Consider the following 21,118-nt stretch of genomic DNA (forward strand, 5'->3'; position numbering starts at 1 on the left):
GTCTGACTACTTTTTCTTTGAAGCATCTTCTCAAATCCCCTTGACAACTGCCATCCAAGCTTAACTTGTTACGAATGATTAGTAAGTGTTGCTACACTCCGAGGGGTTTGGCTCAGACTATACTCTGCACGGTTCAAACGAGCGCGAAGCAAAGCGGTAAGTATGATCGTGCAGGCAGAGGTTTCTTCCCATGCTGAAGTTGATTGCCTATGAGGATTTTGAACTAAATTTATATCGAGTAACCCATTATTTCTCAATGCAAGTTAAAGACTCAATAAATTACATTTAAAACTCAAAACTATCGATCGCCCAATGCCAATTTTTCTGATGCAGCCGATCGCACATCTGCACTTTCTCAACCGCCAAATATTGCTGAAATTCCGGTTTTTCCAGACCGCTGCGCCACATTACCAGAGCATCTTCTCCTGTGTCTTCGTAGTATCGCTTGCGCCGTCCAGCCTCTTTAAAACCAAACTTTTTGTACAGGTAAACTGCCGCTAAATTAGAATCCCGCACTTCTAAAGTTGCGCGCTCTAATTGTCTGTCACAAGCCGATTTTAGCAAAGCCAAAAGCAGAGCTTGTCCCAAACCATGACGTTGAAACTGAGGATGAATTGCCAGCATTATAATGTGAGCTTCTTCTAAAATCGCCCACAAACAACCGATACCAATGAGAGTTGGCGGAATCTGTAGGGGCGGTGCCCCCGTGCCCGCCGGAATCTGTAGGGGCGGTGTCCCCGTGCCCGCCCGGTTTGGATCTGATTCACAGTCCTCAGTTTCCCACGTCCACAAACCTAATAAATCGCTGTTAGGACTCTCTAACTCGCGCTTGTAGCCTTCTAAAGTCCACAGTCCCCCAAAACAAAGTCGATCGAGCTCTACCGCGCTAGGCAGGTGTTCTGGGGCGAGATGTTTAATTTCTATAAAACGCACAGGGGATTTTAGATTTTAGATTTTAGATTTTAAAATTACTCAAAAGCATCAATCTGGGCCCTTATGACCCAATTGCTTGCGGTCAATTGTACACTGAGAAAGACCGTAAGGATAGTTATTGCGAGATGGTATCAACTCAATCGATCGGGGTAGAATCGGGACTTAAGTATCTGTCTGAGTCTCAACAAGCCCTGCAAAATCGATCGCCCAATCAAGAACTTTTACCGCTGACAGCCAGTGTTAACAGTCGCGATCGGTTGGAAATCGGAGGCTGCGAGGTGACAGCTTTGGTGGAGCAATTTGGCTCGCCACTGTACATTTTAGATGAAGAAACGCTGCGGGCCACAAGCAGCCAGTACCGAGATGCTTTTAAACGGTACTATCCGGGCGAATCTCAAGTGCTATATGCTTCTAAAGCTTGGAGTTGTTTGGCAGTTTGCGCGATCGCCGCTTCGGAAGGTTTAGGGATAGATGTGGTATCTGCAGGAGAAATCCACACAGCACTACAAGCTGGTGTGAATCCCGACAAAATCTACTTTCACGGGAACAACAAATCCCGCGAGGAAATCCAGCTCGCTGTCGAAAGCGGCTGCGTTACCGTAGCCGACAATTGGCTTGATTTGGAGACTCTAGCAGAGTTGGGAAAATTGGGTGTCAGCAGCAAGACAGGCGGGCCGACACGAGTTATGGTGCGGTTTACTCCTGGAATTGAGTGTCACACCCACGAGTACATTCAAACGGGTCAAATCGACAGTAAATTTGGCTTCGATCCCAATTCCCTCGATCGAGTTTTTGAATTCATCAGCCAACAATCGTCGTTATTTTGCGTGGGAGTACACGCTCACATCGGCTCTCAGATTTTTGAACTGCAACCCCATGACGATTTAGCTGAAGTCATAATTCAGGCCTTGACAAAAGCACAGAGTTATGGTTTACCAGCCACAGAAATTAATATTGGCGGCGGGTTGGGCATTCGCTATACTGAAGCGGACGATCCTCCCAGCATAGAAGATTGGGCTCGTACAATTTGCTCCGCAGTGGTAGCAGCTTGCGAGCGGCAGCAATTGCCATTACCAAAATTGCTTTGCGAACCGGGTCGATCGCTCGTCGGTACAGCCTGTGTCACTGCTTATACTGTTGGCTCTCAAAAAGTCATTCCGCAAATGCGGACGTATCTAGCTGTGGATGGAGGTATGTCGGACAATCCGCGTCCCATTACCTACCAATCAGTTTATCGAGTTCTCGCAGCCAACCAAATGTCTGCTCCCTTAACGGAAACAGTGACAGTTGCTGGCAAACACTGCGAATCAGGCGATATTCTGATTAAAGATGCTAAGTTGCCAGAGTGTAAGCCTGGAGATGTCCTCGTGGTGACGGCTACGGGAGCATACAATTACAGCATGGCTTCTAACTATAACCGAGTACCCAGACCGGCAGCGGTTTTAGTGAGAAATGGGGAAGTTAACACGATTATACAGCGGGAAACTTACCAGGATTTGCTAAGGCTTGACCGCCTTCCTGAACGACTCGGAGCTCAAAAGTAAAAACTTAGAAGTTAAAAGTTAAAAGTTAAAAGAAAGATAATCCATGTTTACTTAGTGATGATTGCCTTTTCACTTTTAACTTTTGCCTTGTTCAGTCACACGATTGGATTGACACTCCCCGGTCTAAAAACACGGGGATTTTCAGCGTATTCCTTATAACAACTGTTCATGGTTCACGGGTTCGAGTGCATCACGGTTCGCGGTTCACAGGCGGTAGCGTTCGATGAACCATGAACAATCAACAATTTGGCTTTGACTTGGCCCTGGTTCAGTCCTTATTGATTCAAGGGATCGATATTGGACTGGTTTTTGCCCTTGCGTATTTGGTGCTCGTCATTGTTGGCGAGCGCAGAACGCTGTGGATGGTACGGGGATTTATTATTTTGATGCTGGCGGCGGCGGTGAGCAACTGGGCTGGATTGAGGCTGTTGCACGTTGCCCTCAACAGCTTGGTGACGGGTTCTGCTGTGGCAATGGCGGTAATATTGCAGTCGGAGTTTCGCCGATTTCTGGAACAATTGGGTCGGGGGGAATTTCGGCAACTGTTTGGACGCGATCGCCGACCCAATCCCGAACCGGACAGCGTAATAGATGAAATTGTGGACGCAGTAAAAGAACTTTCGCAAAACCGCACGGGCGCTTTACTAATTATAGAAACAGATTCTCCGATCGACGATCGAGATTTTTCTGTGCCGGGATTAAAGCTAAATGCTGAAGTTTCTAAAGAATTGTTGCAGACTATCTTTCAGCCGCAAACTTTGCTGCATGACGGAGCTGTTTTGATTCGAGGTTCGCGGATCGTGTCGGCGGGGGTAATTTTGCCTTTGTCCGATCGCACTGCGTCGCGGCAGTTGGGAACCCGCCACCGGGCGGCAATGGGGATTACGGAACGGGTGCAAGCTTGCCTGTGCGTGGTGGTGTCCGAGGAAACGGGTTCTATTTCTTTAGCCCAGATGGGACTTTTAAATCGACCTTTGACTAGCAACAAACTTAAGGAATTGCTGGAAGCAAAGCTGTTTCCGTCCGAGGGAGAAAGAGCTGTGGCTCCAATTCCGATCGGCAATCTCGGACGCCAGATAGGATTGAAGGGAGTGACGCTATTAAAACGGATACTGCGCCGTTAGTCGGGTAATCGGGAGAAACCATGAGTCAAGGAATTTGCTTGGAAAAGTTGCCGGAGGATCTGCAACAGGAACTACTGCCTAAGCACATAGCAGTGATTATGGACGGGAACGGGCGCTGGGCTCAGAAGAAGGGGTTGCCGCGGATTGCGGGGCATCGCCGAGGAGCTAGCACTCTGAAGGAACTGCTGCGCTGCTGCAAAGATTGGGGGATTCCAGCTTTAACGGCCTATGCTTTTTCGACGGAGAATTGGGGGCGGCCTGCCGGGGAAGTGGATTTTTTAATGAGTTTGTTTGAGGGTAAGCTGCGGCAAGAATTGCGGGAGATGGTGGACGAGGACGTGCAAATTCAATTTATGGGGAATTTGCAGGCTTTGCCGAAGTCTTTGCAGGCGCAAATCGAGCGTTCTGTGACAGCAACTCAGCACAATCAGGGGATTTTGTTTACTGTGGCGACGAATTACGGGGGGCGTCAGGAGATTGTACAAGCTTGTCGGGCGATCGCCACTCAGGTGCAAGAGGGCAAGTTGCAGCCGGAGGAGATTGATGAGGTTTTATTTAAACGCTATTTGTATACTGCTGATGTTTGTGACCCGGATTTACTAATCCGGACGAGTGGGGAAATGCGGTTGAGCAACTTTTTACTATGGCAAATGGCTTATTCGGAAATTTACATTACTGAGACGCTGTGGCCGGATTTTGATCGATCGGAGTTTCACCGCGCTTTGTCTGATTATCAGAAGCGCAGCCGCCGATTTGGCAAAGTGTAACGATTTTGGATTTTGGATTTTAGATTTTAGATTTTTTGGTTGATTTTTCAGTTTCCCAGTAGGTGTGGATTCTGAGGGAGCATCTCCATAAAAGTAAAAAACGTTTTTACGCCACCTGCGAGCGTCCTGCACAGCATAATAGAGCGACCGGGACGATCGCAATCCCATGTAAATGTTTGCAGGGTTGATGCTTTTTACCTGGATTCCCCATCTAAAATCTCATACCAATTTCACTCATCTCCTGCTCCACATAACGATTTTAGATGTGAGATTGGAGGACAAATCTAAAATCTAAAATCTAAAATCTAAAATCTAAAATCAAATTAGGGGCCGGAGAAAACGGCCGCTTCAATGTCCTGACGTGAGAGCGAGTATTTGAATGCTCGCTGAATATCTTGGCCGTCGGCTCCAGCATCGATGTAGCGGACGGTGAGTTGGTCGATATCGAGGGAGAGTTCTGCTTTCCATGTAAGTTGCTCGATCTGCCAGCAGTGGAGTTCTCGCCGATCTTGCTGGCAGCCACGGCTTTTTAGCCACTGCTCGATTTCCGGGAGTGGATGGTTGTACAAAGGAGTGTCAGCGGAAGGAAGAGTCATGGGATTTTAGATTTGAGATTTTAGATTGGGGATTTCGGATTGAGGATTTCCGATTTGAGATTAGAGATTTGGGATTTGAGGCTTTAATTGCCACGAATTAAGCCGATCGCGATCGCCAGTACCAAACATCCGATTAAGCTAGCTCCCATGATAAACAGAGCGAACATTTCTCCGGGGGAAAGGGGTCGATCCGTGGGATCTAGGTAAGCGGAGTTGGAAGTTTTTTTGCCCGATCCCGAAACCGGAGTATTGAAGCCTGGGGGCGACTGAATCACGTTCAGACGAGAATAGCCTATTTTGAGGTCGTAGGCGAGGCGACGTTCTGGGTTGCTGAGGGTGGCGTAGGCGTTATTGAGCTGCTGAAATTTGGCGGTGGCGACGGAGGGCGGCAGCTCGGTGGTATCGGGATGGTAGAGTTTGCTCAGTTCCCGGTACGATCGCCGAATTTCGATCGGCGATGCGGAAGGATGCAGCCCTAACAAGCTGTAGTAACTAGAACCCAAGGGGGTTTTGCCGGGTATTTTCTGACTTTTGCTGTTTGCCGTTCCCTCGTTAGGAGTCACCTCAGCGCCTCTGGGCTTGTTGTTTATAATTTTTGATTATTTTAGAGCAGATTTGAGGGTCGCGCCACTGTCTGCGATGTCGAGGGGTTGAGGGTGGGCGATCGGCTCAAGGTACGATCGCCCACTTTCAACTATGAATTGGTCGAGCGCAAATTCTGCACATCCTCAACGCTAAGCCCCGTAACTTGGGCGATCGTGGCATTATCTAGCTGTGAAAGTAATTGTCGGGCGATCGCTAGCGTTTCTTCTCGTTTTCTTTCCTCTCTTGCTTCCTGTATTCCTGCCTGTCTTGCTTCTTCAAAAGCTTTAATAATTGCCCCCTGTTGATCGTGAATAAACTGTTCCCTGCGTTCCAAAACTTCTACTTCTTCCCGACTTAACCGGGCTTGATTGGCAAGATCGAATGCTTTGTGGATTTCCGGTACGCTATCGATTGTTTCGGGAACTTCTGAGAGAATTCTGGCATATTTCATGAAATATATCCATTTATCTGTCAAAGTTTCTAGTTGACTTGCTTGTTTATGGAATTTAGGTAATTCTATAAACACTAACTTCATGGCATCTTCGGGATAGTTTAAATTGCTTTTAACTTCTTTATACACAAATCTCGAAATTAAGTTAGGGCTGTTGCGAAACATTTCAAAATCTGTAATGGTTAAAGCTATTAATGGCTTGAGCATTCGATAGCCTTCTCCTCTTTGCAATTGAAATGCGTAGGTTGTGGCTGCATTGTACAACACCCGATTGCCAGAATATTGAACGTTGAGAACTAAAATTTCAATAATGACTAAGGTGCCATCGTCTAGTTTGGCTGTGACATCGAGGTAAGTATCTTTTAAACTTTCAAGTTGCCTCGGCAGATTCTGGTTGATAATTTCTAAGTCTTGGATGGTGGGATTGCCTTCATAAATTAGAGCGTTGAGAAAGCTAATTAGAATATCTTTGCTTTCTGAGGAACCGAATATTTTTTTGAAGGCGTAATCCGTTTTCGGGTTGATAAATATCATAGTTGTCAGATTTAGCTTTAAGGTTATCGGTTTGGTGGCGAAACAACCCGATTTGAGAGCCGTCAAACTGCTGATTTTGTTTCAGGTAATGGTTTGACATTTTCCGGCAAATGTGAATTGGCGATCGCCAGTACAGGCTCATCGTCCCTGTGTTCGCCCTCTGTGGGAATTTGGCAAGAAATCAGTTCTGTGACGATGCGATCGCCCAGAACATCTTCCCAATCTTGCAACTGTTCTCTGGCTGTGATCGGTGTATTGACAGCCACGTCTACGCCCATTTGCTGAAGGTTGAGGCTGTGGGCTGTCGATCGACGGTTTACCCACTCCACCAGCCAAACGCTCAATCCGACTGCTGCCATCAAAGGTAAGACAATCCGGTAATCACGGGTTAATTCAAACATCAACAGGATGGCTGTCAGCGGTGCTCTGGCGCTGCCGGCGAGGACGGCGGCCATTCCCACCATTGCGTAGGCGGCAGGGCCTGCGACTCGATCGCTCATTGCCGGCAGCATTTCCAAAAAGAGGCCGTAAGCCGAACCCAGGGAAGCTCCCAAAAACATCGCCGGAGCGAAGATTCCGCCCACTAAACCGCTGCCGAGGCTGATTGCGGTCATCGCCAGTTTGACAAACAGCAGCAGCAGCAGCAAAGGCAAGGAAAATTTAACATCTTGGAGCATTGCTTGGACTGTTTCGTAGCCGACACCCAAAATTTGAGGCAATTGTAGGGCGACTAAGCCGACACAGGCCCCGCCGATGATCGGGTGAAGCGGCCGGGGCAGTCGTCCGAGCCAAGCAAATCCTCGGACTTTTCCTTGAAAACAGCCCTCGGCTAATTGAATTGCTTCTGTGTAGGCTAGAGACACTCCGCTCGCCAAAAGTCCCAATCCCATGTACAGAGGCAGTTCTAGGGGGCTGCGGACATCGTAGACTGGCAAAGAAAAGGCTGGCTGAGATCCCAAGCAGATTTGAGCGATGAGCGCGGAAACTACGGCGGAGAGCAAGACAACGCTGACTGACGAAGTAGCGAAGGTGCTGCCGAGCACGACTTCTAAGGCAAAGAAGACTCCGGCGATGGGAGAGTTAAACCCGGCGGATAAACCTGCAGCAGCTCCGGCGCCCAGGAGCAAGCGCTGCCGTTCTGGGGAGAGCTGTAAGACTTGAGCCAGCAGCATTCCAAAGTTGGCGCCGATTTCGACGCTGGGGGCTTCCGGGCCGAGGGAGGCGCCGGTGCCGAGGGAAACTGAGGCTGCCACCATTTTGGTGATGGGTTTAAGGGGGGAGAGTTCTTGCAGGCCGCGGGTGGCTGCAATTAAGGAAGACATATTCGGGCCAAAGTCCCGAAACCGCCACCGCATCAGCCCGATGATGACTCCGCCGAGGGTGGGAATGCAGGCTAGCGTCCAAGAGCCTTTCGACGCGATCGCCCCCATGAAGTCTTCCAGCATCAGGCTGTGGATGAAGTGGATGAGGTAGTGAAATGTGACGACGCCTGCGCCCGTAACTCCCCCGATGACTAGGGAGAGGATGAGCAGGAGGGTTTCTGGGCTGGGGTGCAGGCGGTTGAATAGCGGGCTTAGTCGGGAGGCTTGGGGAGTTGCTGCGGTTGGCCCGGGTGGCGGCAGATCCACAGGAGGGATGGCTCTCATTTAGCGGTTAATTCTTCGGTGAGAAGTTATATAATATTACAATTTATTTCTTATTTTCATTTTGAGTGATTTTAGGGGAATTGACAACTTATATTAAGGCGTATTTTAGGGTAAATTTTTTGGGCTGGCCGCTGGGGTGGAATGACTGATTCTGAGAGTCAGCAGATTTTAGGTCATTGTATACTCAGTTACAGTCAAACTTAGATACACTCTGGCGATAATGCTAATTAACTATATTTACCCTGTGGGTGGTTAGGCCGATCGCATCAGTGAACGGGTAATATCATATAACTCAGTAAAAAACAACTTTCAAATTAAAGAATTGGCGATTTGAGATTTTATCTTAAAACCACCAATCTCAAAGCTCCAATTTTAAATCCCTCCATCGCGGATAATATCACATCGGTTGTTGAGTGGGCGGGATTCTTGGTCTGGGTTTGGCGATCGACATTAGCGGATCGCCGATGGTGGCGACTTTCCAGGGTGGGGATTCTAGCTGGCGTGCTGCGATTAAAAAGGGTGCTCCTCGCTTTAGGCGATCGACCATTAATTTAGGTGGAATAAAGGCAGATAAAAAAGGTTCGTTGACGCTGCCGACATAGGCGTAAGCACCATTTTCTAGCCACCTTCCGGCAACGGTGTTTGTGTCATCTGGGGCGGCTGCTGACCAACTGTGGATCATGTGGATTGCTGCGGGAAATTGGAGTTTTGGTATGTCTTTAACTGATGCGTCGCCGTTGCCGACTTGGAATGATTTTGGATAGCCCTTGGAATTCATTAATATTAAGTCAAATGTCCACGGTTTTGAGGCTAAACTCCGCCACTTTTCCAGGCTAGATTCTGGTTTCTGCACTACTTCGACATTTAAACCTATGGTTTTTAGTCCGCTAGCTGCTTCCTCCATTTCATATTTGGCCCAATTTCCTTCCTTGGGGTAACTGTCATAAAGCATGGCTGTTTCGGTATCGAGAAATATGGCACACATGGCTTGATAGATTGATCGCACTTCCGAGCCGTAAATCCAGCCGACAGCCGCCCAGCGTTCGCCGTTGGGGTGTCTTCCCAAACCGTCGGTAACAGCTAGTTGTTCGTCGGGTTTTTCAGGAGATTGATATTTGACTGCTAGTTGGCGTACAATGGTTATTGTGTCGATCGGGTCTGCGAGTTGAGAATAAAAATATCCGGTTGATTCGACGGCTTTTGTAACTGCTAGTTGCAGAGTTTTCCACTGTGTGTTATTGAGGGTATCGTTGGGTTTTCCCAAGTTGCCTTCTAGAAATACTAAAGGTTGACCGTGAGCGGCTGCTAAGGCAACTGCTGCTGAGCGTGCGGGGTCGTTTTCTGATGTGATTACTACTCCTGGGGGTTCCCAGCCGAGTTGCTTCCATTTTGCTTTTAAGGTTTGAGTATCGGTGGCATTCCAAGCTGCTGCTGCGCTGTTGAGCATTAATTGTTGGAGTTTTTGATTTTGTGGCAGTTGCTGTTTGATGCTTGGCAAACGGACTATTTCTTCGGGTTGAAAGCGCTGCAAAAACATGGGCGCATATTTTTTGTCTTCGATGAGAATAGGCCAGTTTCCTTTGAGGTTCCATTTTTGGATTGCTGCTAAGAAGGTGGCTTCGTCTGGTACTAAAACTACGCGGTTGACTGTTGGTATGTTGTCGCGGACGATGGCTGTTCGGAGGCCTGTTTGAATGGGCCAGGGTTCTTGTTTGGCTGAGGCGGGAAGTTGAAAGGGTTTTTTGAAAAGGCGATCGCATCCGACACCGATTATTGCTAAGCTTACAATAAGTGCGATCGTCAGGAATTTAAATTTTAACTTTTTTTTCATAAGGGGAAGGGGAAGGAAGGAACTAGGTTATAAATACGAACAATTATCGAAAAATTTTTAGGGGCTGCAAGCGGATGTTTCGAGGCGCGGGACAAAGGAAGATTGTAAGTGCGATCGGGCTGGCAACTTTTAGTATTATTGCCTTAGCAACTACAGGTTTAATAATTTTCGCAGCGAACCGTTCGTCAGTCAAGCATCAAGTCGGGCAATTGCTGACAGCGAGGGAATGTCAAGGTTGCAATCTTTCCGGGGCGAATTTGAGCGAAGTTTTTCTAAAAGGCGTCAATTTAGAAAAAGCCAACCTGAAAGATGCCAATTTGTGGAGCGCACATTTGGTAAACGCTAACTTGAAACAGGCAAATTTGGCTGGGGTTTACCTGATAAGCAGCAATTTGGTAGGGGCGAATTGGAAGCAAGCAATTTAGAAAATGCGTTTTTAGAGGATGCTTATTTGGGAGGGAGTAATTTAAAAAAGGCTAACTTAAAAGGTGCTTTTATGAAAGGTAGTTTTCTGGTAAATGCTGACTTGGAGGGGGCTAATTTGGAGGGTGCTAATCTGTGGATGGCTAATCTGGAAAGTGCTAATTTGAAGGGTGCTAATCTGAGAAATTCTTGGCTGTTGGATAGTAATTTAGAAGGGGCGGATTTAAAGGGTGCGGTGATGCCTGATGGTACGCGGCATGAATGAAAGTCAGTTGATAGTTGTCAGTTGATAGTTGTCAGTTGTCATTAATCAGAGCAGAGGGCGATCGCACCTGCAACCTTCATTTCTGGTTATTTGGTGAGGAGATGAAGGGGTGAGGTGCGATCGACTTAACTAGACTTTACTTAGACGGAGAACCTTCTGCAAATCTTTGAATAGCTTTTGGTGCAAAAGCAGCAGCTAAAAAAGCAGTTGTAATCTCTTTGCCATCAGCGTTTTTGGTAGTTATTGTGATTGCGCCAAACACAATCGCTGCAATCAGCGCAATCAAACTCATAGCTCGCATTGTCGAGTATTTTCCATTATCCTCTTGCAAAACTTGTGCAAAATCTTTTCCGCGATCGGCATCGTTTGCTTGAGTCTCAACCATAGAAGAATTTGTCATTTGATTAACCTCATAAATATACATAGAAATGGTAAGTAACCATCGGGCAGGCAGAATGCCTACTTGTTGAATTTTTAGGTGGAAGTTCCCCCACGGAGGGGGCAACTTCTGTTTAGGCTATGGCGTTGAAATAAGACTGGGCGAACTCCGCGATGAGGTCGGCTTTGTCCAGTCGATTCACTATTTTTCGGGCGTTATAGAAATCGCGATCGGCGCCAACAATAAAATTACTCAAACCTACACCCGTAAAGCTACCATCGCGCATTCCCCGAACTATAATCATCGCAGCAATTTCAGGAAGAGCCGCTTTTTCAGGATTATCTACCAAATTAATTCCCAGTTTTTCACTCCAGCTTTCATAGTTGCGACGACCTGTAATTTGGACAAAACCTCTGCCTTTAAAGCGAGGGCCATCACCGGGTTCAGTATTTCCTAAATCTTCGCGACCTTCATAATCCGACCCATCAGCTAATTCCATCATGAACCGTCCCAAAAGGGATTCATGTTGGGCCGTTGCAAAAACATAGGCAATTTGCCCTAGATCGACAACTCCATCGTTGAGACATCGATCGAGAATAAGAGGCAAATTTTTCTTAGCAAAGGGACGAATTTCCGACGGGGATTGAGCGATATCTAAAATACGATCGACGCCAGGAAAGCCACCGGGCATATCCCACATCTTAGCTGTGCGACTAACTATTGCGATTTCTTCTGGCTTCACCTTCAGCAACTCGGCCCAGGTATTGCGATCGACTTTTCCAGTAACTTGTAGTCCGCCGGGGACAAATTGGCTTTTATTAGCAGGGCGCATCCGTTGAAATTGTTCGACTGCTGCTTTTGTGACAGACCCAAAAAGTCCGTCAATTTTGGCATCTTTGGGTAATAATCCCCAATCTTTCAAGCGCCTTTGCAGGATTTCTACCTCGTCAATCAGGTGAGGGCTATCAATAATCCCGTCATTGATTTGTAACTCGACTTTTTTAATGGTCATATTCAGTTCTCCAAGTAGTAATGATGTTTGTAGTAAGCACTTCAGTCTTTTGTTGCAGGTTTGGGAAAAATGCGGACTAAAGTCCTCACTACAAACTTTTTTTATTCAGGGGCTTTACCGGACGCAATTTTAATTGCAAACGCAGTAAGTTTTTCGGCTATTTAGAAATTCGATGCAGCCACATTGTTGCAGTAGATTCGATCGTGCTACTGTCCCAATTGTCATAAAAAGATAAAGCTTCACGCAAACTAGAGGCATTGCCCGCGGAGGATATCAATTTACCGCTGTATAACTTGTTTTCGCCCTTGTTATCTGGTGAAAATCGGGAATTTTTCCGATAGCCTGAGTGGAACCATTCTCCTGCTGGGTCATTCACAAAAAAGTCACCACTGGCGTTATAACCGCGAATAACTAGAATGTGACCTGAATTCGTCCAAAAACCGTGCAATATACAGATCTCGCCAGAATCGAGAGACCGAGTGATGTCTGAAAGACTTCCCTTTAATGTCAACTTATCTCTCAACCCTAAACCCTCTAACAATCTTTTGATGCCATCGGGAGAACCGTGATCTATTCCCAGCCGATCGAAACGTTTTTTAACATCATCCTCGTACTGTGCAAAGGGGCCTAAATCTGCAGCTTGAAAGTATTTCAGACACATTGCCGAACTTGTAGCACCGCAAGTGCGCCAGGGTTCAATCTCGTTATCTTCTTGACTGAAATACGGAACGTTATGATTAATAGACATAATTTAACTCAAGGTAAGTGTTGTAAATGATTGATTTGGCTTCAGCTCGTTTGTTTTAGCTGATATTTATACAGTAGCGAGTTGTTATTGTACGGTCTATATAGATAACCTAAGTTGTTAAAGTTCAATACAAAAATAAAAATAATGAGGCAAGCTGAGTTTAAATAAGTAAACCTCAGTAAACTTCAGGTTATACTCAAGATCCAATTAAAATTTTTTAACCTTATGAATTTTGAAGAAGCGCTGAAACTCGCAGATACAGCCGTATTTACCAAAACAAACAGACACTTAAAAGATATAGAAGTAATAATTCTGACAGGATCTTGGAACGGTCATGAGTATCATAAGATTGCAGAGACTTACGGATATGCTGCCGAATACCTGATGCAAGATGTGGGCCCCAAGTTATGGAAGCTGCTTTCTGAAGCTTTGGGGGAAAGGGTCAGTAAAAAAAACTTTCAAGCGGCATTGGAAAGGCGATCGCTCTTGCAGTCAGAGACAGTCGCACAGCCAATTGCAGTTACAAGCACTCCTTTATGCCAAGATTGGGGTGAAGCGCCGGATGCCTCATTTTTTTTCGGTCGCAGTCTAGAACTAAACACTCTCAGTCAATGGATACTCCACGATCGCTGTCGCTTGGTGGCGCTGTTGGGTATGGGAGGTATTGGTAAAACGGCTCTGACTGCTAAACTGGGAGAACAAATTCAGGGTGGTTTTGAATACCTAATTTGGCGCAGTCTCCGCCATGCACCTCCCTTACTCACAATCTTGACTGAGTTGAATTCATTTGCAAGCAGTTCCCAAGACACGCAACTTCCAACCACTGTAGACGAGCAAATTTCTTCCCTGCTCAAGAGTTTGCGCGATCGCCGTTGTTTGCTAATCCTAGATGATTGGGAAATGATTTTGCGAAGTGGAGACATTGCTGGGTACTACCGAGACGGTTATCAAGGGTACGGTCAACTACTGCGGCGAATCGGAGAAGAGCGGCATCAAAGCTGCTTGTTACTCCTATCGCGAGAAAAACCTGTAGAGATATCCTCTTTAGCAGGCGAAACCTTACCTGTGCGTACATTACAAGTTAAAGGCTTAAAACAAACAGAGGCAAAAATGCTTTTGGCGGCCATTGGGTTTTCTGCCTCAGAAAACGGCTTAGATGAACTGATACAAATATACCGAGGTCATCCTGCTGCACTGAAATTTACTGGTACCACAATTCAAGAGTTGTTTAATGGCAATATTAGTCAATTTATCGCTCAAAGCTCCTTAGTTATTGGCGATATTTTTGGCAATCTACTTAACGAACATTTTCAGCGGTTATCAGATGTAGGAAAAGCTGTGATGTACTGGCTGGTAATTGAACAGCAGCCGATTTCCTTGAACCAATTGAAAGCAAAATTATCAGCCGACGTTTCTAGTTCAGAATTACTAACAGTATTAGAATCCTTGGTAAGACGTTCCTTAATCGAAAAAGAGCTTTCCCCTTCGAGTGCTGAATCCAAATTCACTCTCGAACCTGTGATGATGAAATATGTTACTCATAAACTTGCTGAACAAATATGTCAAAATCTTCGAGAAGCAATGCAAGCGGAATCTCTCGAACACCTAGGTTTAATCGGAAGTCATGGTTTAGATGAAAACCCGGAAATAGACGGTGCTAAAACTACTCAGCAAAACCCGATGTTCAATATAATTAGAGAGCGTTTGAACTTGACACTGGGGAGTCCTTTTCAAAAGCCGCTAGAAGAACTTTTATTAAAATTGCGTAAATCTCCTTCTCAAGCTGGTAACTACGCTGAAAAAAATATTTTAAAACTGCTGGGAGAAACAGAAAGATGACTTCAAGTAGCTTAATTTATCCAGGGTTTTTACTTCAAGGTCGCTATCAAGTGATCGATCGCATTGGCGGCGGTGGCTTTGGCGATATTTTTGAAGTAGATGATGGTGGTATTATCAAAGTATTAAAAGTTTTGAATTTGGATAACTTTAATAACCCAGATATTAAGCAAAAAGCCACCATTTTATTTCAGCGAGAAGCAGAGTTCTTAATGAGCCAAAGGCATCCTGGCATTCCTCGTGTAGAAACAGACGGCTATTTTACTTGGCCTGAAGGTAGTAGCAAACCGTTACCATGTCTGGTAATGGAGAAAATACCAGGCCAAAATTTACAAGAGTGGATGTTAGCAAGAGCTAATCAACCAATAACTACAGAAACAGCCATTGAGTGGTTAACTCAACTAACAAAAATTCTCAATTTACTGCACGACCAGCAGTATTTTCACCGAGATATTAAACCGTCCAATATCATGTTAAAACCCGATGGAGACTTGGTATTAGTAGATTTTGGTGCGGTGCGAGAAGTAACAGAAACTTACCTGCGACAGCAAAAAGAAAATTATACTGGAACTGCGATTATTTCCGCTGGTTATACGCCCAGCGAACAAGCAGAGGGTCATGCAGTACCGCAATCTGATTTCTTTGCTCTAGGACGTACTTTTGTTTATTTACTGACAGGAAAAGTGCCCATCGATTTACCTAAAAATCCTGACAATGGTGAATTGATATGGCGAGATAAAGCAACGCAAGTTTCACCGCATCTGGCAGATTCGCTCGACCGAATGATGGCGATTTTTCCCGGAAAGCGACCGCAAACTTGCCAGGAAATATTGCAAATTTTGGCAGGGGTAAACTCGCGATCGCCCTTGGAGAGCTTGGCGCAACCAGTGCCAGAAATTAATCATTCGATAGAACCCAGTAAAACGCATCCTATCAAGGAGTGGCTAAATTTTAACTGGGTAAGTAAACTAGCTCTAGGTAGCTTATTTTTCCTAGGCGGTTTGTGGACGCTATCACCCCAAATAGTATTTTATCTTAACAAAGAAGGTTTTTTAACTTACAAAGACAAACGTTTAAATACTGCGGAGTTATATTATAAAACCGCTCTCTTATTTCAACCTAATTACGGCAAGACTAACTATAATTTAGGCGTGCTTTATGAAGACAAACACGAGTATGGAAAGGCTCGCGCTGCCTATCAAATTGCTGTAAATGCTGGATTTAATCAAGCTTTGAATAATTTGGCACGGTTAGAAATTTTAGACAAACAATATGCAAAAGCTCTACCGCTGTTAGAAAAAGCTTTGCCACTTGCTAAAGATGACAAAATTAAGTATGCCGTCTACAAAAATTTAGGTTGGGCGCAGTTGGAGTTAGGGCGATATGAAGAGGCTAACAATAATCTGAAGAAAGCGATTAATATTTCTAGCGATCGCTCTGTTGCTTACTGTCTGGAAGCTGTTCTTTTAGAACGTCAAGGAAATCAACAAAAATCTCGATTTAATTGGAAAAAATGCTATAATAATTTGTCCTCTGAATTTCCTGAAGAACAGAGATGGGTGCTGCAAGAATTTAGCAAAAATTTTGAAAATTTACAGTTATAGCGTATCCCCGATAGTCCGGCAGGGGTTTAAACCCCTGCCTCAAAGCACAAGTCCTCTAAAAGAGGACTAATAAACACTTTCACAGTCTATTCGATTGTGAAGCGGGCGCCAACAATGACAAATAAATGAAATATCAAACCCGGATTTTATACCAGTCCTCTTTTAGAGGACTTTGGCTATTAGCCAGGAGTTTAAACCCCAGGCCGTATTTGAGGCCCGATCGATATTCCCGATCGAGTTAACACGACGAAAGGCACTGCCTAAGTCCCTATAGGGATATATCGCTCCGGGATGTACTTGATAAATGTGGAATGTGCTGTAACTCCTGTTATAGATAATTTAGGTAATGAAAAATAATCCTCCATCCAAGTTGACACTAATCAGTCTCAAAAGCAAAACATTTACTTACTTTGTTATTTTTGGGCTAACACCTTTAATTTCGATCGCAACAGCCTCAAAGGTTTATCCTGTAATTAATAGATTGACTCCCCAAGTTTCCGATCTCTCTCAACAAGAAATGCTAGCGATCGACTGTGACGATTATACTGCCGATCCTCGCGGGCCTCTGGATGTCTTAATTCCTTATATTATCAGTCCTCGGCGCACTTTATTGCTGAACGATCGACCGAAATTGCGTTGGAATAAAGTTCCCGGTGTTAATAATTATACTGTTAGTTTAGTGAAGGGCGATCGGGCAATTTGGGAAACAAAAGTTAATGGAAATGAAGTAGTGTATCCGGGAACACCACAACTGGAACCGGGATTTGTGTATTTACTGGTGGTAAAAGCTGAGAACGGCAGGACATCGGACGAGGAAAAACTGCCCGATCGCAGCTTCCGAATGCTACCAACGACCCAAAAGCAACTGGTGAAAGGGGCGATCGAGCAAATTAACAGTCAAAAAATTGCCGAGAAAACCAAAGCTTTGCAACGTGCTTATTTTTACATCGGTTCCGATTTGAAATCTGAGGCGATCGAGACATTGGAAGCATTGGTAGCAACGGGTTTTCAAGAAGCTATTGCCTATCGCAAGCTCGGCGATTTATTCTGGGAAGAAGGGGTGACATTGCTGGCAGAGAGCAATTATCTAAAAGCACAGGAATTAGCTAGTGCAGCCAAAGACATCGGGGAGCAAGCGCAGTTAGAGGAGGCTTTGGGGGAGTTGTACGGGGCGATCGGCGAAAAGCAAGAAGCACTTCGCTGGTTGACGCAAGCCATAAACAGTCACAAAGCTTTAGGAAATACGCCAAGAGTCAAGGAAATTGAAACGCAGATTGCCAAACTCAAGGCAAGTTTGGCAAAACCGCAACGCTTTGCCGGAGGATTGGGGAGTTAATTTAGAGAAAATTTTGATTTTTTCCGGAGAACAGTTTTTAGAGGGAGTATGAAATTGGAAATCATGAGGTGAGAGGCAAGAACGAAAATGAGTAAGGAAAAACCTGCTTTAAATGAACAACCTGCTTTAAATGTTAGTGATTCTCGTAAAAAACATCCCGCTAATGACAAACCACCGATCACACCGCCTCCTAAGTAACCACACAAAATTAATTACATAAAGACTCCTTGCTAGGCAAGGGTTTCAGTAGAAATATTGTGTAATTAATTCTGCACACCTACTTAGTGTCACACCAGATAATATAGACCCCGAACATAGCACTCCGAGGACACCACCGATCACACCGCCTCCTAGTGTCAGACGACCCACTCGAGGTAATATAGCCGATAGTACAGGTTAGGAATTTCGGCGTTGCTGATTTACGGTATGAAAGGCTAAATATGCAAGTCATAGAAACCAGTATCCACAAAGCTTCTGGATTTTAAACTTATATTTTTCATACCCTGATTAAGCAACGCCGGAATTTCTTGTTCTTAAGGCAAATGACCTATTGAGGTAAACTTGTTTGGGGCTAGCTAAAAGTGAGGGAATTATCTTTGATATCAACTTTTATTTTTTGCTACCTGCTTTTGCTCGGCTCCCCCCTGTTACAAAGATCGAATGCTTTAGCGCTGGAAGTGCCAGAACAAGCACAAAATGCCCAAAATACTAAAACTGAAGCAGATAGACTGTTTCAACAGGGGAACGAGCAATTAAATAGCGGGGAGCTACAAAAAGCACTGGAAACCTACCAACAAGTTTTGGAGATTAGGATAAAAATCGGCGATCGCCCAGGTGAGGGGGAAGTTCTTCACAAAATAGGCGTTGTTTACCACTATCTCAATCAGTATCATCAAGCAGTAGAGTTTTATCAAAAAGCATTAGAAGTGCGTCGAAATTTAGGCGATCGTACTGGGGAAGCAGCGACTCTCCACAATCTTGGAGACGTATATCGATTATTAAGCGAATACCAACCAGCGTTAGAAGTATTGCAGCAAGCTCTCGCTATTCGTCAAGAGTTTAACGATCGAGCAGGAGTTGGTAACACTCTCAATCATCTTGGTGCTGTTTATCAAGAAATGGGGGATTATTATCGTGCTTTAGAGTTCTATCAAAAAGCTCTTACTATTAGTAGAGAAGAGAGAGAGCGAGCTGGTGAAGGAAGTGCCTTAGCCAGTCTTGGAATAATTTACGGAAATTTGGGAGAGTATGTTCGTGCTTTAGAGTTTTATCAGCAAGCGTTAGCGATATTTGAAAATTTAAATAATCCTACTTATAAAGCTCATATTCTCGATCGAACTGGTTCAACCTATAGCGAACTGGGTCAATACTCGGAAGCACTAAACTTATATCAACAAGCTTTAGCTACTTATCAAGCAACAAATAATAAACGAGGCATGGGAACAACTCTTCATAACATTGGTTTTGTTTATGATAAAATGGGTCAGTATACTGAAGCCTTAAACTCTTATCAGCAAGCTTTAATTATTAGGAAAGATATTGGCGATATTACAGGATTTGGAAAGACCCTTAACAATTTAGGCGTAGTTTACCAGCAGTTAGGTCAGTATTCTCAAGCCATAGATGTCCTCAAACAATCATTGTCAATTTTCCAAAAGCTTGGCAATCGTAAGGATCTAGGTGATACTTTGGATAGTTTAGGTACAGTTCATCAAAGAATTGGTCAATATTCCCAGGCTTTGCAATTATATCAGGAATCTTTAGCAATTAGTAAAGAATTAGGCGATCGCCCTGGAGAAAGAATTACTCTCAGTAACATTGCTGACGTAATCTCCAAACAAAATCAACCAGAATTAGCCATAATTTTCTATAAAGAATCTGTCAACATTACCGAATCAATTCGCACCCAATTACGCTCTCTCCCCGCCGAACAACAGCGCTCTTATACAACAACTGTCGCCGATACCTACCGCCGTCTCGCCGATTTATTACTGCAACAAGACCGAGTTTTAGAAGCACAACAAGTCCTCGATTTACTCAAAATTCAAGAAATAGAAGATTATCTCCGTTCCGTTCGGGGAAACGAACAAACGGCACAAGGCATTCCCTTAACTCCTCAAGAACAGCAAATTCGCAACAGGCACAAGGAAATTTTAAATAGAGAAATTCAACTAGGCAGAAAGCTTGCTGAATTAGAAAAAATTCCCGTAGCTAACCGCACCTCCCAACAGCAACAAGAAATCGCCAATCTCAGGCAAATGCAGCAGGAAATGCGCGGCACATTCAATGAATTTATTAACTCCGCTGAAATTGTTGCTATTGTCCGACTACTCAGCCCTAATGCTAGAGTACAAACTGTGAATCTAGCTCAACTCAATACCATACGGGGAGACCTATTGCAGCGGTTAGAAAAAAAAGCCGTATTGATTCAGCCTTTAATTTTAGAAGACCGTTTAGAATTGGTAATAACAACTGCTGACTCTCCCCCATTCCGACGTACTGTAGCAGTTAAAAAACAAGAACTCAATCAAGCAATTGTGGAATTTCGCATGGCTTTGGAAGATCCCACATCCGATGCCACAATCCCAGCTAAGAAACTTTATAATTGGTTAATCAAACCCCTAGAAGACGATCTGACTGAAGCACAAGCTAAAAGCATTATTTATGCTCCTGACGGACAGTTGCGCTACATTCCTCTAGCAGCTTTATATGATGGTAAACAATGGTTGGGGCAGCGGTTTGCCATTAATAATATTACTGCTACGAGCCTCACAAAATTCAATGTAGAAACGGCTTCTCAACCTCGCATTTTAGCTGGTGCTTTTGCTGCGGGTCGTTATAATATTGAACGGGGGTCTACTCGATTTGGTTTGTCTGGTTTGCCATTTGCGGGGCTGGAAGTAGAAAATTTAGCTGCGATGATGCCAGGAACTACAAAATTAATAGATCGGGAATTCAATCGTGCCACAATGATTCCCCGCTTGCCAGATTATAACATTATTCATTTGGCAACTCATGCTATGTTTGTTACCGGACAACCAGAAGATTCGTTTATTTTGCTAGGTGATGGGGCTGTAATTACCCTGCCCGATATTCAAACTTTAAACCTACTAAATGTAGACTTGGTAGTATTGAGTGCTTGCGAGACGGGGATAGGTGGTAAACTAGGTAATGGAGAAGAAATTTTAGGTTTTGGCTACCAGATACAGGAAACAGGAGCAAAAGCTGCGATCGCTTCTTTATGGAAAGTACATGATGGCGGTACTCAAGCATTGATGATTGCTTTTTATACGGCGTTGCTGTCGGGAAATAAGAAGGCAGAAGCTTTGCAAAAAGCGCAAATTGCCTTAATTACAGGTGATGATTCGGTGTTCGGTCGATCGGCAAATTTATCAATCCTAGCTAGAACCCGCAGTAATTTGAGACAGTCAGTGGCTGCTCGTTTGAGTCATCCATACTACTGGGCACCGTTTATTCTAATTGGTAATGGTCTTTAGATAGTTG

At 44.7% G+C, this 21,118-nt stretch carries 18 protein-coding genes; 9 read left to right on the forward strand and 9 right to left on the reverse strand.

Going from position 1 to position 21,118, the window contains the following annotated elements; translation table 11 throughout:
• Positions 1 to 285 precede the first annotated feature (285 nt).
• The gene (rimI, locus tag QUA90_RS00930) at positions 286 to 933 is read right to left on the reverse strand and encodes a ribosomal protein S18-alanine N-acetyltransferase (RefSeq protein ID WP_333326364.1); all 648 of its coding nucleotides are present in this window, start codon (positions 931 to 933) and stop codon (positions 286 to 288) included.
• A 125-nt stretch (positions 934 to 1,058) separates the two neighbouring features.
• Here rimI and lysA point away from each other — a divergent pair, with 125 nt between their 5' ends.
• The 3 genes from lysA to QUA90_RS00945 all read left to right on the forward strand — a co-directional run bounded on the left by lysA (position 1,059) and on the right by QUA90_RS00945 (position 4,368).
• Entirely contained in the window at positions 1,059 to 2,477 is a 1,419-nt protein-coding gene (lysA, locus tag QUA90_RS00935) for a diaminopimelate decarboxylase (protein WP_333443375.1), read from the forward strand.
• 230 nt (positions 2,478 to 2,707) lie between these two features.
• On the forward strand, positions 2,708 to 3,601 hold the full coding sequence (gene cdaA / locus QUA90_RS00940) for a diadenylate cyclase CdaA (RefSeq protein ID WP_333084990.1): 894 nt from the start codon (positions 2,708 to 2,710) through the stop codon (positions 3,599 to 3,601).
• 20 nt (positions 3,602 to 3,621) lie between these two features.
• Entirely contained in the window at positions 3,622 to 4,368 is a 747-nt protein-coding gene (locus QUA90_RS00945) for an isoprenyl transferase (RefSeq protein ID WP_333216554.1), read from the forward strand.
• Positions 4,369 to 4,691: 323 nt separating this feature from the next.
• Here QUA90_RS00945 and QUA90_RS00950 read toward each other — a convergent pair whose 3' ends face one another.
• The 5 genes from QUA90_RS00950 to QUA90_RS00970 all read right to left on the reverse strand — a co-directional run bounded on the left by QUA90_RS00950 (position 4,692) and on the right by QUA90_RS00970 (position 10,011).
• A complete protein-coding gene (locus QUA90_RS00950; protein WP_333039717.1) occupies positions 4,692 to 4,964 on the reverse strand; it encodes a DUF3143 domain-containing protein in 273 nt (90 codons plus the stop codon).
• Positions 4,965 to 5,047: 83 nt separating this feature from the next.
• Positions 5,048 to 5,527, reverse strand: a complete 480-nt coding sequence (locus tag QUA90_RS00955) for a J domain-containing protein (RefSeq protein WP_333084991.1) — start codon at positions 5,525 to 5,527, stop codon at positions 5,048 to 5,050.
• A 131-nt stretch (positions 5,528 to 5,658) separates the two neighbouring features.
• Complete coding sequence (locus QUA90_RS00960) at positions 5,659 to 6,534, reverse strand: Rpn family recombination-promoting nuclease/putative transposase (protein WP_333443377.1); 876 nt, start codon at positions 6,532 to 6,534, stop codon at positions 5,659 to 5,661.
• A gap of 62 nt (positions 6,535 to 6,596) precedes the next feature.
• Positions 6,597 to 8,180, reverse strand: a complete 1,584-nt coding sequence (locus tag QUA90_RS00965) for a chloride channel protein (protein ID WP_333443379.1) — start codon at positions 8,178 to 8,180, stop codon at positions 6,597 to 6,599.
• Between the two features lie 397 nt (positions 8,181 to 8,577).
• The gene (locus QUA90_RS00970; RefSeq protein ID WP_333443381.1) at positions 8,578 to 10,011 is read right to left on the reverse strand and encodes a hypothetical protein; all 1,434 of its coding nucleotides are present in this window, start codon (positions 10,009 to 10,011) and stop codon (positions 8,578 to 8,580) included.
• 74 nt (positions 10,012 to 10,085) lie between these two features.
• On the opposite strand from QUA90_RS00970, the gene QUA90_RS00975 reads away from it, so the two are divergent.
• Together QUA90_RS00975 and QUA90_RS00980 are read left to right on the forward strand one after the other, a co-directional pair.
• Positions 10,086 to 10,436, forward strand: coding sequence for a pentapeptide repeat-containing protein (locus tag QUA90_RS00975; protein ID WP_333443383.1), 351 nt, complete (start codon positions 10,086 to 10,088; stop codon positions 10,434 to 10,436).
• Positions 10,418 to 10,699, forward strand: a complete 282-nt coding sequence (locus QUA90_RS00980; protein WP_333443385.1) for a pentapeptide repeat-containing protein — start codon at positions 10,418 to 10,420, stop codon at positions 10,697 to 10,699. Before QUA90_RS00975 ends, QUA90_RS00980 begins: the two co-directional genes overlap by 19 nt.
• A gap of 136 nt (positions 10,700 to 10,835) precedes the next feature.
• Here the strand turns inward: QUA90_RS00980 and QUA90_RS00985 are convergent, their stop codons facing one another.
• From QUA90_RS00985 to QUA90_RS00995, 3 genes are all read right to left on the reverse strand, one after another.
• On the reverse strand, positions 10,836 to 11,099 hold the full coding sequence (locus QUA90_RS00985) for a hypothetical protein (protein WP_333443387.1): 264 nt from the start codon (positions 11,097 to 11,099) through the stop codon (positions 10,836 to 10,838).
• 112 nt (positions 11,100 to 11,211) lie between these two features.
• Positions 11,212 to 12,090 (reverse strand): peptidoglycan-binding protein, encoded by an 879-nt coding sequence (locus QUA90_RS00990; RefSeq protein ID WP_333326352.1) that lies wholly within the window; start codon positions 12,088 to 12,090, stop codon positions 11,212 to 11,214.
• 157 nt (positions 12,091 to 12,247) lie between these two features.
• A complete protein-coding gene (locus QUA90_RS00995; RefSeq protein WP_333326350.1) occupies positions 12,248 to 12,838 on the reverse strand; it encodes a C39 family peptidase in 591 nt (196 codons plus the stop codon).
• Positions 12,839 to 13,063: 225 nt separating this feature from the next.
• Between QUA90_RS00995 and QUA90_RS01000 the strand changes: the two genes are divergently transcribed.
• The 4 genes from QUA90_RS01000 to QUA90_RS01015 all read left to right on the forward strand — a co-directional run bounded on the left by QUA90_RS01000 (position 13,064) and on the right by QUA90_RS01015 (position 21,111).
• Positions 13,064 to 14,677, forward strand: a complete 1,614-nt coding sequence (locus QUA90_RS01000) for an NB-ARC domain-containing protein (protein WP_333326347.1) — start codon at positions 13,064 to 13,066, stop codon at positions 14,675 to 14,677.
• Positions 14,674 to 16,278, forward strand: coding sequence for a protein kinase domain-containing protein (locus tag QUA90_RS01005; protein ID WP_333443389.1), 1,605 nt, complete (start codon positions 14,674 to 14,676; stop codon positions 16,276 to 16,278). The genes QUA90_RS01000 and QUA90_RS01005 overlap by 4 nt, the downstream gene beginning before the upstream one ends.
• Before the next feature lie 346 nt (positions 16,279 to 16,624).
• Complete coding sequence (locus QUA90_RS01010) at positions 16,625 to 17,614, forward strand: tetratricopeptide repeat protein (protein WP_333384396.1); 990 nt, start codon at positions 16,625 to 16,627, stop codon at positions 17,612 to 17,614.
• A 596-nt stretch (positions 17,615 to 18,210) separates the two neighbouring features.
• Positions 18,211 to 21,111 carry a tetratricopeptide repeat protein gene (locus QUA90_RS01015; RefSeq protein ID WP_333443391.1) on the forward strand — a complete coding sequence of 967 codons (2,901 nt, stop codon included), beginning with the start codon at positions 18,211 to 18,213 and terminating at the stop codon, positions 21,109 to 21,111.
• Positions 21,112 to 21,118 lie beyond the last annotated feature (7 nt).

Source organism: Microcoleus sp. D3_18_C4, assembly GCF_036702355.1.
GTDB lineage: Bacteria > Cyanobacteriota > Cyanobacteriia > Cyanobacteriales > Microcoleaceae > Microcoleus.

What these genes read in the sequence shown, in the direction of transcription:
- lysA (WP_333443375.1), top strand. Translation starts at nt 1,059, where the DNA reads ATGGTATCAACTCAATCGATCGGGGTAGAATCGGGACTTAAGTATCTG.
- cdaA (WP_333084990.1), top strand. Translation starts at nt 2,708, where the DNA reads ATGAACAATCAACAATTTGGCTTTGACTTGGCCCTGGTTCAGTCCTTA.
- QUA90_RS00945 (WP_333216554.1), top strand. Translation starts at nt 3,622, where the DNA reads ATGAGTCAAGGAATTTGCTTGGAAAAGTTGCCGGAGGATCTGCAACAG.
- QUA90_RS00950 (WP_333039717.1), bottom strand. Translation starts at nt 4,964, where the DNA reads ATGACTCTTCCTTCCGCTGACACTCCTTTGTACAACCATCCACTCCCG.
- QUA90_RS00960 (WP_333443377.1), bottom strand. Translation starts at nt 6,534, where the DNA reads ATGATATTTATCAACCCGAAAACGGATTACGCCTTCAAAAAAATATTC.
- QUA90_RS00965 (WP_333443379.1), bottom strand. Translation starts at nt 8,180, where the DNA reads ATGAGAGCCATCCCTCCTGTGGATCTGCCGCCACCCGGGCCAACCGCA.
- QUA90_RS00970 (WP_333443381.1), bottom strand. Translation starts at nt 10,011, where the DNA reads ATGAAAAAAAAGTTAAAATTTAAATTCCTGACGATCGCACTTATTGTA.
- QUA90_RS00975 (WP_333443383.1), top strand. Translation starts at nt 10,086, where the DNA reads ATGTTTCGAGGCGCGGGACAAAGGAAGATTGTAAGTGCGATCGGGCTG.
- QUA90_RS00985 (WP_333443387.1), bottom strand. Translation starts at nt 11,099, where the DNA reads ATGACAAATTCTTCTATGGTTGAGACTCAAGCAAACGATGCCGATCGC.
- QUA90_RS00990 (WP_333326352.1), bottom strand. Translation starts at nt 12,090, where the DNA reads ATGACCATTAAAAAAGTCGAGTTACAAATCAATGACGGGATTATTGAT.
- QUA90_RS00995 (WP_333326350.1), bottom strand. Translation starts at nt 12,838, where the DNA reads ATGTCTATTAATCATAACGTTCCGTATTTCAGTCAAGAAGATAACGAG.
- QUA90_RS01000 (WP_333326347.1), top strand. Translation starts at nt 13,064, where the DNA reads ATGAATTTTGAAGAAGCGCTGAAACTCGCAGATACAGCCGTATTTACC.
- QUA90_RS01005 (WP_333443389.1), top strand. Translation starts at nt 14,674, where the DNA reads ATGACTTCAAGTAGCTTAATTTATCCAGGGTTTTTACTTCAAGGTCGC.
- QUA90_RS01010 (WP_333384396.1), top strand. Translation starts at nt 16,625, where the DNA reads ATGAAAAATAATCCTCCATCCAAGTTGACACTAATCAGTCTCAAAAGC.